This window comes from Blastococcus sp. KM273129 (assembly GCF_021698995.1).
GTDB lineage: Bacteria > Actinomycetota > Actinomycetes > Mycobacteriales > Geodermatophilaceae > Blastococcus.
In genome coordinates this window covers 1-12,543 of record NZ_SSXB01000099.1, presented here as the reverse complement: position 1 = coordinate 12,543, position 12,543 = coordinate 1, and the positions used below count along the sequence as shown (strand labels likewise).

The window sequence follows — 12,543 nt, the reverse complement described above, 5'->3', positions numbered from 1 at the left end:
GGAGCAGCCCGTATGAGAGCGGCACGAAACCTGGGGCGCTTCACTCCGCCGTCGACGACCATTCCCGGCTGGCCTACTGCGAGGTGCTGCCCGACGAGCAGGCCGCCACCGCGGTGGCCTTCTGGACTCGGGCGCAGGCCTTCTTCGCCCGCCACGGCATCACCGTCGAACGCGTACTGACCGACAACGGCGCCTGCTACCGATCCCGGCACTGGCGCGAACACCTACTCGCCGCTTCGATCAGCCACAAGCGGACCCGGCCCTACCGGCCGCAGACCAACGGCAAGGTCGAGCGGCTCAACCGCACCCTGCTCACCGAATGGGCCTACGCCCAGCCCTTCGACTCCAGCCAACACCGCGCCGAGGCCTTGCCCGGCTGGCTGCACACCTACAACCATCACCGAGCCCACACCGCACTCGGCGGACGCCCTCCGATCAGCCGCATCCCCGTCAACAACCTCGCGGGGCACTACAGCTAGAGCGGCCCACCACGCCAACGGAACCCAGGACGGCAGTGGGGGCCGTCGGCCCGGTTCCCGGCCCCAGTCGTCATCCGTCGACCCGGAGCGGTCGGATCGCGTGGGAGTCATCACTGCACAGGATCACTGAACCCTGAATGAACGGCTGAACGACAAGGCGAGAGCCGGCGCTCGGGCGCCGACATCTGGTGCCGGGTCTGACTTAAGCCCGAGAGTGTGTGCATTGACCGCCGGCTGTCTCCAAACGAGATGTCGACCTCCTGCTGCGCCTGACAGCTGGAGCCCGGGGGAAGGCGCCAGCGCGCCTCGGGACGCGTGGAGAAGTCCGTGGTCGATCCCCATGCGAGGACCGGTCCTGTGCGCCCTGGCCAACCACCCCGGAGTCAACTGCCACGGGGTTGCCTGGGCTTGCTGTCATCGACCAGGCTGGTGGACAGTCCGCGGAGTCGTTCGCGCACGTCGCCGTTCCCGCCCTGTGCAAGTCCGGCCAGCGACAACGTCGTTGATCGACCGCCGCCGGAGCCGGACGGCTGCGTGCCGGTAATCCGGGCGAACACTCGTTCACGGCGCACCAGCAGGGTGACCAAGAGCCCGAGCAGCATGGTGATCGCGCTGATGAGGACGCCGACCTGCCCCGGATCGTGAGAGACCTGCAAGGCCGCGAACTCCCGGAACCCATCGAACCGGACCACGGTGCCGTCCTCGAACTCCGCGCTCTCCCCGACGCCCAGGTTGGCCTCCCCGATCCGGTTCAGGGCCCCCACGTCGATCTGCCGTTGGTCCAGTGAGAACACCGACTGTGGAGCGCCGCTGTCCAAGCCCAGGTAGCCGCGGTAGCCGATGACGGCGACCTGCGGGTTGAGGGGTCGCGCGTCCACGGACGTCAGGACGCCGCCCTGGACCAGGCCGGTCGGGGCAAAGAAGCCCTCCAGGGCGAAGCCGTCGCCGGAGCCGTCCCGGAGGTCAGGCAACTTCACCACGCCTTCGCTGGCGAACGTCGCGCTGTCCCGGGGAAGGAAAGGCGCCGAGAGCTCCTCGAAGACCTGACCGTCGGGCAGCGTCACGGTGAACAGGGGGGTGAAGCCGTGCCCGGTCACGTACAGGCGGTCGCCATCGGAGCGGAAGGGGTCGTTGACCCCGATCCTCGTCTGCTCTGTGGGTGCTCCCGGTTCGGCCTGAACGCCGATGTCCGCGGTGAACGAGGCCGGCGTGCCGTTGAGCTCGTACGTGGCGCGGAAGTCCTCCAGGTCGAAGCAGAGCGGCGTCAAGGTGTCCGGATCGACCAACGGCCCGGCGACGTACCGGTCGTACTGCTGGAAGGAGTTGCAGAAGCCGTCGCCCTCGGTGACCAGGATGCTGCCCTCGTAGCCCCACAGCTTTCCGCCGGCCAAGGCCACCAGCAGGGCCAGCAGTGAGAGGTGGAAGACGAGGTTGCCGGTCTCCTTGACGCGGCCGCGTTCGGCCGAGATCTCCACGCCCGCGTCGGTGCTGCGCCGGGACACCCGGAACCGCGCCGATCGCAGGTCGGCCTCCACTCGCTCGGCCGCGGCCTCCGCGGGCAGCGACACCTCGTCGGCGCTGTGAACCGGGAGCCGGTGCAGATGCCGTGGCACGGGCGGCGGATCGGCCCGAAGAGCCCGCAGGTGCTCGATGCAGCGCGGCACCAGGCAACCGATCAGTGAGATGAACAGCAGGAGGTAGACCGCCGAGAACCACGGGCTGGAGAAGACCTCGAACATCCCCATCGTATCGAGGACAGGCGCCAGATCCGGGTTCTCCCGGAAGAACCCTGCTACCGCGCTGGGGGTCAGCGACCGCTGCGGGAACAGCGAGCCGGGCACAGCCGCCAGCGCCAGCAGGAACAGCAGCACCACCGCCGTCCGCATGCTCGTCAACCACCGCCAGCGGCGCAGCAGCCACCGTCCGAGCTGGTGCAGCAGCGGGCCTCGGGAGGTCGTGACCGGCGGCCGTACCGGGCGCGTCTGCAGGTCGGTCACGGCATCCTCGCTGCGGCCCGGCTGCGGACAGTCGCCGTCAGACAGGGCCGGGCCCTCTCGCACTTGCTCACGGCGGCTCCTTCACGCGGGCTGCCTGCGCCGGCGCCCGGTCGCTGCTGACCCGGACCAGGCGGCGTGGTCGGCCGGGGCGAGGGTTAGGTCGACACGGTACGGGCCGCCTTAGTAGAAGCCGGGCTCGGGTCGCCGTGCCCGGTCATGAATGCGGGGAGCTACACGGAGCGGCTTGAGTGGGTCCTTTCGCCGTTCGCGGTAGCCGGCCGTGTTTCGAGCCTGGGTCTCTACGCTCCTGGTAGGCGCCCCTGCGAGGATGGACGGCATTGTCAAGCTCGACAGAGGCGCCGCACCGCTCGCTGCGCCCTTGCTGCTGAGCCTCTTGCCGTTTACCACCCGCCAGCGTTATCAACCGCCAGCGCCACCGGCGCCCAGGAAGGACCCCGGTATGACACCCGATGGGCTGTCCGCGCTGTCGGACTCCCTGTTCAGCGCCGCGATCGCCGTCTATTCGGTGGCGCTGGTGGCGTTCAGTGCCGAACTGGCTTTCGGGCGCCGCGACACCCTGCGGGCCGAACGGCGCCCCTCGACCGTCGCCCGCGTCGGCGCCCCCGCTCCCGGCGACGAGGCCCGGTACGCCGAGGACCCGTCGCCGGCGAGGGAGTCCGACGCATCTACCCACCGCTGGGGTCTCGCCGGCCTGGTCCTGACAGGTCTCGGCGCGGTCCTCCACGCCGGTGTGCTCATCACCCGCAGCGCCGCCACCGGTCGGGTGCCCTGGGGCAACATGTATGAGTTCGGGACCGCCTCAGTGCTCGTCGGTGTCGTGGCTTATCTCGTGGTGGCCATGCGCGTCCCCGGGGTTCGTCGCATCGGTGCGTTCGTTCTCGGCCTTGCCGTCTTCGGTCTCGTTCTGATCGGCCTCTACCTCTATGCCGCCGCGGGCCCGCTGATCGCCGCGCTTCGCTCAGACTGGCTGGTGGTGCACGTCTCCGCGGCGATCATGTCCTTCGGGATCTTCATGGTCAGCGGCGTGGCCAGCGCCCTCTACCTCGCCAGAGTTCGTCACGACAAGCGGTTCCCGGCGGACGGGCCGCAATCGACCGGCCTCGCCGTGAAGCTGCCTGCCGCCGCCGTGCTCGACCGCGTCGCGCACCGCACGGCCATCTTCGGCTTTCCCATCTGGACCTTCGCCGTCATCGCCGGAGCGATCTGGGCCGAGAGCGCCTGGGGTCGGTTCTGGGGCTGGGATCCCAAGGAGACGTGGGCCTTCATCTCCTGGGCGCTCTATGCCGCCTACCTCCATGCGCGCAGCACCGCCGGATGGCGCGGTCAGCCCGCCGCCTGGATCAACCTCCTCGCCTTCGCCAGCCTCGTCTTCAACCTCCTCTTCGTGAACCTCGTCTCGACCGGTCTGCACTCCTACGGCGGCGTCGACTGATACGCCGCCGGTCCGGTCGGACCCTCGCCGTCTGATTCCAGATCCCGGTCGTCACAACCGGTGAACCGGATCCGCCCGGCGTGATGGGCTCTGAGCGCCCGTACGGCCCTCGAACCGCCAGCGCGGCCCCGCATTTTTTGCGGCGGGCGCGAAAGGTGTCGGCTGTCGCCCATGGCGCCTTGCAGTCGGTCGTCTGACGGCCTCGAGCGAACGCTCCGTCACACTCGGGCGTCCAGCAGTCCACCCGGCGTCGTGGGCACCGTCCGCGGGGCTGACCCCGGGTGCCCTGAACCTGAAGGCGCAGCGGAGCCGAGCGCATCACCACGTGGGGTCCTGTGACCGTGCTGACGCGCGTGACCACGCCGATGCATGACCGCACCTTGTCCCACTCCCGAGTTTCGTTATCATCGACCAGTGCCGATGATTGAAGGGCCGTCGGAGCCCGCGACCTTGCGGCACCCGCACCGGCGACTGCGCTGTTCCGCGGCTTGAGCGGAGCCCTCTCGGGCGTCGCCGTCGGCTGGCCAGGGCGACGCCCAGGACAAGCCCCGCACTGACAGAGCCACCCCGACTTCCCGCCATGAGGAGAACACCCGATGAGCGACGCCTGCGGCTGCAGCGCCGACGAGACGACCCCCGTCGGCCAGGAAGGCGAGGAGCACGAAGCCGAACGGTTGTGGCAGGTGCGGGAGCTCCAGGCCGCCGCGGTCGCCGGAGTGCTACTGGTCGCCGGGTTGATCGCCGGCGCCACCGACCGCTCGGGCCTGCAGCTCGGCCTCGAGTTCGCCGCCCTGGCGGTCGGCGCCTGGACCTTCGTGCCGTCCACGCTGCGCCGGTTGGCGCAGGGCAAGATCGGCGTCGGCACGCTGATGACCATCGCCGCGGTCGGCGCGGTGCTGCTCGGCGAGGTCGGCGAGGCGGCCATGCTGGCCTTCCTGTACTCCATCAGCGAGGGCCTTGAGGAGTACTCGCTGGCCAAGACCCGGCGCGGACTGCGCGCGCTGCTGTCCCTGGTGCCGGAGCAGGCGACCGTCCTGCGCGGCGGGGTGGAGCAGGTCGTGGCCCCCGCCGAGCTGCGGATCGGCGACGTCATGTTGGTCAAGCCGGGCGAGCGGATCGCCACCGACGGGGTCATCGGCAGCGGGCGCACCGCTCTGGACGTCTCGGCGATCACGGGCGAGTCGGTGCCGGTGGAGGCCGGGCCGGGCGATGAGGTCTTCGCCGGATCGATCAACGGCACCGGCGTGCTGGAGGTGCAGGTCACCACCACCGCCGAGGACAACTCCCTGGCCCGCATCGTGCGCATCGTGGAGGACGAACAGTCTCGCAAGGGCGAGGCCCAGCGGCTGGCCGATCGGATCGCCAAGCCGCTGGTACCGGGCGTCATGATCGCCGCCGCGGTCATCGCCGCGCTCGGCAGCCTGCTCGGGGACCCCAGCGTGTGGATCGAGCGCGCCCTGGTCGTGCTGGTCGCGGCGTCTCCGTGCGCCCTGGCGATCTCCGTGCCCGTCACCGTCGTCGCCGCCGTCGGCGCCGCCAGCCGCCAGGGGGTGCTGGTCAAGGGCGGCGCCGCGCTGGAGGCCCTCGGCCGCATCCGCGGTCTCGCGCTGGACAAGACCGGCACGCTGACCCGCAACCGGCCCGCCGTGGTCGAGGTGGCCGCCGCCCCCGGCGTGACCCGGGAGCAGGTCCTGGACGTCGCCGCGGCGCTGGAGGCCCGCAGCGAGCACCCTCTGGCCCGGGCCATCCTCGCCGCGGTTCCCGCGGTGACGTCGGCCGCCGAGGTGCAGGCGGTGGTGGGGGCCGGGTTGGTCGGCCTGGTGGACGGGCGGCCGGCGCGGCTGGGTCGTCCCGGCTGGATCGAGCCGGGCCCGCTGGCCGGTGACGTGCAGCGGATGCAGCACGCCGGCGCCACCGCGGTGCTGGTCGAGGTCGACGGGCAGCTGTTCGGCGCGGTCGCCGTCCGCGACGAGCTCCGCCCGGAGGCCGCCGAGGTCGTCGCCCGGCTGCGTCGCGACGGCTACACCGTGGCCATGCTCACCGGCGACAACACCGCCACCGCCACCGCCCTGGCCGGCGAGGCCGGCATCGAGCATGTGCATGCCGAGTTGCGCCCGGAGGACAAGTCGCGCCTGGTGGCCGACCTGCGTGCCCAGCGGCGCACCGCGATGGTGGGCGACGGCGTCAACGACGCCCCCGCCTTGGCCACCGCGGACCTGGGCATCGCGATGGGTGCGATGGGCACCGACGTCGCCATCGAGACCGCCGACGTCGCGCTCATGGGAGAGGACCTGCGACACCTGCCGCAGGCCTTCAGCCACGCCCGCCGCGCCCGCCGGATCATGCTGCAGAACGTCGCCCTGTCCCTGGGCATCGTCGTCGGCCTGATGCCGCTGGCCCTGTTCGGCGTCCTCGGCCTCGCGGCGGTCGTCCTCGTCCACGAGATCGCCGAGGTCTTCGTCATCGCCAACGGGGTCCGGGCCGGCCGCACCAAGCCACTGCCCGCGTCGCCGGCCGCGCCGGTGCGGCCGACGCCGGTCGAGATGACCGGCGCACTCCGGTGATCCCGGCCGAGGACGCCGGGCGCCGGCGGGGCGTTGCCCGGCGGCGCCTTGCGCTGGCCGCCGTGGCCGCGGGCGTCGCGGCGGTGGATCTCACTGCGAAGGCATGGGCGCAGAATCGACTGTCGGCGACCGGGGTGGAGCTCGGACCGGTGGATCTGCGGCTGGGCTACAACCCCGGCGTCGCGTTCTCGCTCGGCGCCGAGGCTCCCGCCTGGCTCGTCATCGCCGTCACCGCCGTGATCACCACCGCGGTGGCCGTGTTCGCCTGGCGCACGGCTTCTCAGGGGAGCCGTGGCCAGCTGGCCGCGCTGGCTCTCATCCTCGGTGGTGCGGTGGCCAATCTGGCCGACCGAGCTGCGGACGGTGTGGTCACCGACTATCTGCACACCGGGTGGTGGCCGACGTTCAACCTCGCCGACACGGCGATCGTCACCGGTGGCCTGCTGTTCGCGATCACCACCTGGCGCAGCGACGAGGGCGAGTCGCGGGCTGCCGCCCAACGCGGGGCTGAGGGATCGGCCGTCGAGTAAGGGCCGGCTCCGCCCCACCCACCAGCCCCCGCGCGGCTCGACGCCGACTAGCGAATAAGCCGCGCCCGAAAGACGACGGATCCGAGGCCGGTCGCGCAGCCCTTCCCGAGGAGTTCAGGGCATGACTACCACGGCCGAGGACCTAGTCTAGAGGAGCTCCTTCACCGTCCTCGCGGGGCTCAGCGGACAGTCGGCTACGTGACCACGAGCATGAACCCGACCACTGCGATGTAGACCACAACGGCCACCCCGAAGACCAGTACGTCCCGAAAGAGCAGGGCGTACTGATCACCCTGCTTGTGGCGCCGGCTGAGGACGGCGAACAGGATGGGCATGAGTGCGACGAAGCCCATGACGACGAGGACGATCGGATAGTCGTCCACGGACACGCCGACGATCGCGAGCGGGAGTACAGCGAGCGTGAAGGTCATGGCGTGGTCGGCGAACACGCTGGTGACTCCGCTGGTCACCTGACCGCTGCGGACCACCGACCAGGTGGTGAACACCTGCGGCAGCGCGGTCATGAACGCCGTGATGAACAGGCCGCTGACCAGGGGCTGCAGCCCGAGGGCGGACCCGATCTGCCGGGTTCCAGTCACCAGGATGTAGGAGCCCACCGCCAGGACGGCAACTCCGGCGACCGCGCGCAGCGTTTGCTTCGTCGACCAAGAGACCTCGCCACGCTGACCGCCACGCCCGCGTAGCAGCGCCTGGGTGAGGAAGGCGACGTACACCAAAACCGCGATCACGCCATCGATGAGCTGCAGGCCTCGCCACGGAGCGGGCAGGATCAGCAGCGCGAACACAGCCACGGTGGCCAGGTAGGGCAGGGCGTCGACGAGCACCGAGTCCTTCTCCACCGTCAGGCCGCCCGACTGCGCATTCTTGTCCTGATCGCGGCGGTTCTTTCGGCAGGCAGCGAACGCGACAGCCACGGTGATCGGAATCGAGACAACCGTCGAACCGAGCATGCTGCCCAAGCCGATCGAGGCGGCTCCGGTCACGGCGCTCACGGTGTTGATCCCGACATCGGGGCTGGCGCTGCCCAGGGCGACGAGCGGCCCGCCGGCCGCGCCGGTGAAGCCGTATCGACGGCGCACGGCCTTGAGTGGCGCAGCGAGCTGCTCGGCGCCCCATCGCGTGACGAATGCCGCGATGACCAACGCGGGCACCCATAGCCAGACCATGTCGTCTCCGTTCGCCGTCCCGCCAAGGGCAGACCATCAACTACTGCAAGAGCGTCACGCTCGGCGCACCCCGGGGCGAGCTCGCGTATCGGCCGGTGCCCCGCGCCGACCTCCAGTCGTCGTGGCTGGTGACCGACGGATGGCGGCGGGCTGTTCCCGCGTTGCGACCCGGGCATCGGTGCTCAGCGCCTGGGGGCTGGTGATGGGGCTCGTGGCTGACGGCCTGCGGAACGTTGTCGACCCGCCGCTGCGCACGCGGGTCCCTCGCTCGACGCCAGTCTGACTTCGCAGCCTTCACCAGCCGCTCGAACAGGTGCCGGCCGTCCGCGGTGCGACCCAGGTCCAACTCGGGCAGGTCGATGACTGCAACACTGTCAGCCACGCCGGATGGGCAGCAGCGAGCACACCCGGTCGCCGTCGTTGCCGGTGACCAACCCCGGCCGAGGTCCAGCGACTACGTTTGCGATGGTTCCCGAACGCACCGGGAGCCGGCCTCGCGGCGACTGCTCGATCCAGCGGTGGCGCTCAACCCTCACCAACCGCAGAGGTGCCGAACATCAGGGTGCGCCGGCCGATGTCGTATTGCACGTGCTTGCTCGACGACAGCAGGTCCTGCAGAACGTCAGCGTCATCGGCGTCCACGGTGAGGACCTCCTCCCAGGCGCCCTGGTCGAGCACCAGCTGCAGCGTGAACACGCCCTCCTCGCCCGGCTCCTGCGCGACCCAGGAGAACTGGTAGTGGTTGACCTGACGGACCCGGATGCTGTCGTCGGTCACCGGCTGCCGCACCGACGGCGGCTGCGGGACCTGGCCATGCTGCCCGCTCTCCTGCTGCGGGGACTGGCCCTGTTGCTCGGACGGCGGCTGTAGCGACTCGCTCATCGGTTCTCCTCGGTTCTACAGATCGAAGTTCCGGACGGTGCTACTAAAGCCTGTAGGCGTGAGGGCGGTGGGACAAACCCTGCCGTAGGATTCCGTCTCCGACTCCTCGCGAGTCGGACGAGGATGCGGCTCCCGTGGCTCGGCGCGGCCGCAACTCTCACCGCGCGTGGGGTCGTACACCTGCCGGACGACGCCGCTGAACGGCAGGATCAGATGGCGCCGCCGAGGGAGATGGGTGGAATCCCGCCGCGCAAGGTTCAGCAAGTGTCCGCCCGCCAGGAGGACAACCGTCCACGATGGCTGATAGACCGAGCGGGATGTCGCGTTTGAGCCCTGCCCCTGCTTGAAGCCTGGGCGGTCACGGCGGTGGACAGGGCAATGGGGGCGCCGGAACTCCAGGTCAGCGGTCGGGGTCTTGGTGATGATGCGCTGGGGTACGTCCAGGTGGTCGGCGAGCGCCCGTACCCGGCGTTTGGTAAGCCCGGCAAGCAGATCGGCGTCGACGGAAGTACGCCATCTGGCTCGCCCTTCGGGAGAGGAACCTCTGGTCGTGACTGACGACATCCCGCGGCTCGACGCGTTCGACAGCAGCGCGGCCCTCCTCCGGGAGGGGTACGCGTTCGGGGGGCGCCGGTTCGCCCGCTGCTCGTCGGACGCTTTCGAGACCAGGCTGATGCTCCGGAAGGCCGTCGTCGCCTTCGGGGAGGAGGCGGCGCGGTGGCTGTACGAGCCGGACCGGATGACCCGGCGCCGGGCGCTCCCCGTCACGACGCTGACCCTCCTGCAGGACTTCGGCAGCGTCGAATTGCTGGACGAGGAGGCGCACCCGCATCGCAAGCAGATGTTCATGTCCCTCATGACACCCGGCTCGCTCGAGGAGATCGGCGACCTTCTCGAGCGGGAATGGCGGCGTGCGCTGCCGGCCTGGGGGGCCGCCGGCGAGGTCGGCCTCTTCGACGCCGTCCGTGAATTGCTGTGCCGTGCGGTGTGCGCGTGGGCCGGCGTGCCGCTGGCCGAGGAGGAGGTGGCTGCCCGGACCCGCGAGTTCGCCGCGATGGTGGAGGGCGCCGGATCGGTCGGTCCGCGCAATCTTCGCGGACAGGTGCTCCGCCACCGCGCCGAACGCTGGGTCCGCGACGTCGTCGAACGGGTACGCAGCGGCGACCTCGAGGTCGAAGACGGCCGAGCGGCGCACGTGGTGGCCTGGCACCGCGATGCGGAAGGACACCTCCTCGACGCCGACGTGGCCGCGGTGGAGCTGATCAACGTGCTCCGGCCCACCGTCGCCGTCGCCAGGTATGTCGCCTTCGTCGCCGTGGCACTGCACCAGTACCCGGAGTGCCGAGCCAGGGTCAGCGGCGAGGAGGAGTACCGCCGCTGGTTCGTGCAGGAGGTACGCCGCTACTACCCGTTCTTCCCGATGGTGGGCGGCCGCGTGCGCGAGGAGTTCGACTGGCGGGGCCGGCACTTTCCCGTCGGCTCCTGGTTCCTGCTCGACATCTACGCGACCAACCACGACCCCCGGATCTGGGACGAGCCGGCCGCCTTCCGGCCCGAGCGCTTCGCGGGGTGGGGCGGCGATCCCTACCGCTTCGTGCCACAGGGCGGGGGTGACCACGACACGGCGCACCGCTGCGCGGGTGAGTGGCTCACCATCTCGGTGATGGAGCGCGCCGCCCGGCTGCTGACGACGGCCATGACCTACGACGTCCCCCTGCAGGACCTCAGCATCGACCTGTCCAGGATGCCGGCAGCGCCCAGCAGCGGTGTGCGCCTCACGAAGGTCCAGCCGGCATGACGGCTCGACCGCAGGTCCGGATCGCGCTGGGCGTCATGAGCGGCGCATCGCTCACGCCTACGAGGCCGGTGCCACGGCTGCGCTGGTGACGGCGCTGCAACGGCTGAACGAACGTGATCAGCGTGCCCGGAGATCCCCGGGGTACAGCTCAACGCCATCGGGACGACGTCGGCCGGCGCCGTGGTCGGCCTGCTGGGGCGCGGTGGCTGCTCGCTGGCTTCTATCCGGTGGCCGTGCTCGACGAGGCATGGGTACGGAAGGCGAGCCTGTCGCGGCAGGCCCGGGGATGGCGCGACTCGCCCTGTTCATGACCTGGGCACCCATACAAGGCGTCGGCTCTGCCGCGATCCACACATAACGCGCGATGGGTGCGGCTGGCCGAGGACATCAGCAGGCGGGGCTATGGACGGGGCTGGTCACTGCAGGAGCCACCGCTAGAGGTCCGGGGACGGCGGTGGGAACTCCGACGACGTCGTCGTCTCCTCGCCGAACGCCCGATGGATGAGAGGCGCGTCTCCGGTCCAGCTCTCGTCCCGAGGTCTCTCCGAGCACGCCGTACACCGCGGCTGGCATGTGAACCCGGTCGGGCCAGGCCCGGGGCGGCGTGCTGGCGGACGGCACTGTCATTAGCCGCGCTCGGTGCGGGCGGCGGAGCCGTGGGTGGGGCAGAGGTCGACGGCGTCGCCGGTCTCGGCGAGTAGCCGCTCCGCGGCGGCCAGCAGCTCCATCAGGCGCGGCTCGGCCGCGAGAGAGAACATCGACGCGCGGCCCTGGGGTCGGGAGGTGACCAGTCCACAGTCGCGCAGGCAGGCCAGATGCGCGGAGACGGTGGACTGGGCCAAGCCCAGGTGCGTCGTCAGGTCCACGACCCGGTGTTCGCCGACGGCGAGATGTCGCAGGATCGCCAGCCGGGTCGGGTCGGACAAGCTGTGGAACAGCGACGCCGCCGGGGACAGCGCCTGCGCCTCGTTGACCGTCGGCGGCGACGCGTCAACACTAATGCGCGCTTTCATCGTCACAGGGCGATGATATGTGCCGTCCGGCGCCGGTGGCAACCGAGTCGCCAACGGCTGACCCGGCGGAGGCAGTTGGGGGATCGGTTCACCGCAGCGGTTCGATCAGCCGTACTTGCCGCCGGGGGAGGGTCGCGGTGGCTCGTCATCGAGCACGACGGCGACATGCAGGCCGTGGCCGCGCAGCAGCGTGGTCATCTCCGCCGACAGGGTCCGCCACACCGCGGTGCGGTCGGCTTCCGGCGTCGACCGGAGCCCGACGCCGACCGCGGCCGGCGCCGTCTGGCGGATTTGGGCAAGCTCGATGCCAGGCACCCGGTCGAGGAGGGCGGGGAGGGTGAGCGGGGTGATAGCGACCGGGGTTCCGTGGGCGGCCGGAAAGATGAGCGCGTCGGCGGTGCGGCCGTGCACCTGAACCGCCGGCAGGGGACTGCCGCAGGGGTAGGGGTGGGTGCGGACGAGCACGCTGTCGCCTAGGTCGTAGCGCAGGATCGGCTACACCCGGTTTGCCAGGTTGGTCAGCAGCACGGTGTGGGACTGTTGAAGCGCCCCAGGTTCTGTGCCGCCTCCTTGTGAGTCACGGAGGATGGCGTCATGCCGAAGAAGATCGATCCGGCGCTGAGGGAGCGTGCGGTGCGGC

At 70.6% G+C, this 12,543-nt stretch carries 11 protein-coding genes; 5 read left to right on the top strand and 6 right to left on the bottom strand.

The window, feature by feature from the left end:
• On the top strand, window positions 1-479 hold a 479-nt coding region (locus E9565_RS19695), incomplete at its 5' end, for an integrase core domain-containing protein (protein WP_236836559.1).
• Window positions 480-862: 383 nt separating this feature from the next.
• Here the strand turns inward: E9565_RS19695 and E9565_RS19690 are convergent.
• A complete protein-coding gene (locus tag E9565_RS19690; protein ID WP_236828529.1) occupies window positions 863-2,476 on the bottom strand; it encodes a cytochrome c biogenesis protein ResB in 1,614 nt (537 codons plus the stop codon).
• Between the two features lie 328 nt (window positions 2,477-2,804).
• Here E9565_RS19690 and ccsB point away from each other — a divergent pair, with 328 nt between their 5' ends.
• The 3 genes from ccsB (at window position 2,805) to E9565_RS19675 (ending at window position 7,023) form a co-directional block, all read left to right on the top strand.
• Window positions 2,805-3,929 carry a c-type cytochrome biogenesis protein CcsB gene (ccsB, locus tag E9565_RS19685; RefSeq protein WP_236828530.1) on the top strand — a complete coding sequence of 375 codons (1,125 nt, stop codon included), beginning with the start codon at window positions 2,805-2,807 and terminating at the stop codon, window positions 3,927-3,929.
• A gap of 596 nt (window positions 3,930-4,525) precedes the next feature.
• A complete protein-coding gene (locus E9565_RS19680; RefSeq protein WP_236828531.1) occupies window positions 4,526-6,493 on the top strand; it encodes a cation-translocating P-type ATPase in 1,968 nt (655 codons plus the stop codon).
• On the top strand, window positions 6,490-7,023 hold the full coding sequence (locus E9565_RS19675; protein WP_236828532.1) for a signal peptidase II: 534 nt from the start codon (window positions 6,490-6,492) through the stop codon (window positions 7,021-7,023). Before E9565_RS19680 ends, E9565_RS19675 begins: the two co-directional genes overlap by 4 nt.
• Before the next feature lie 194 nt (window positions 7,024-7,217).
• Here the strand turns inward: E9565_RS19675 and E9565_RS19670 are convergent, their stop codons facing one another.
• The 3 genes from E9565_RS19670 to E9565_RS19660 form a co-directional block, all read right to left on the bottom strand.
• Window positions 7,218-8,210: a sodium:calcium antiporter gene (locus E9565_RS19670; protein WP_236828533.1), complete on the bottom strand. Its 993-nt coding sequence runs from the start codon at window positions 8,208-8,210 to the stop codon at window positions 7,218-7,220.
• 525 nt (window positions 8,211-8,735) lie between these two features.
• Window positions 8,736-9,092 carry a hypothetical protein gene (locus E9565_RS19665; RefSeq protein ID WP_236828534.1) on the bottom strand — a complete coding sequence of 119 codons (357 nt, stop codon included), beginning with the start codon at window positions 9,090-9,092 and terminating at the stop codon, window positions 8,736-8,738.
• Window positions 9,093-9,107: 15 nt separating this feature from the next.
• Complete coding sequence (locus E9565_RS19660; protein WP_236828535.1) at window positions 9,108-9,656, bottom strand: hypothetical protein; 549 nt, start codon at window positions 9,654-9,656, stop codon at window positions 9,108-9,110.
• Between E9565_RS19660 and E9565_RS23410 the strand changes: the two genes are divergently transcribed.
• A complete protein-coding gene (locus E9565_RS23410; protein WP_236828536.1) occupies window positions 9,643-10,890 on the top strand; it encodes a cytochrome P450 in 1,248 nt (415 codons plus the stop codon). The genes E9565_RS19660 and E9565_RS23410 overlap by 14 nt on opposite strands.
• 626 nt (window positions 10,891-11,516) lie before the next feature.
• Here E9565_RS23410 and E9565_RS19650 read toward each other — a convergent pair.
• Window positions 11,517-11,903 carry a metalloregulator ArsR/SmtB family transcription factor gene (locus E9565_RS19650; protein WP_255716264.1) on the bottom strand — a complete coding sequence of 129 codons (387 nt, stop codon included), beginning with the start codon at window positions 11,901-11,903 and terminating at the stop codon, window positions 11,517-11,519.
• A 105-nt stretch (window positions 11,904-12,008) separates the two neighbouring features.
• Entirely contained in the window at window positions 12,009-12,368 is a 360-nt protein-coding gene (locus E9565_RS19645; RefSeq protein WP_236836558.1) for a hypothetical protein, read from the bottom strand.
• Window positions 12,369-12,543: the final 175 nt, after the last annotated feature.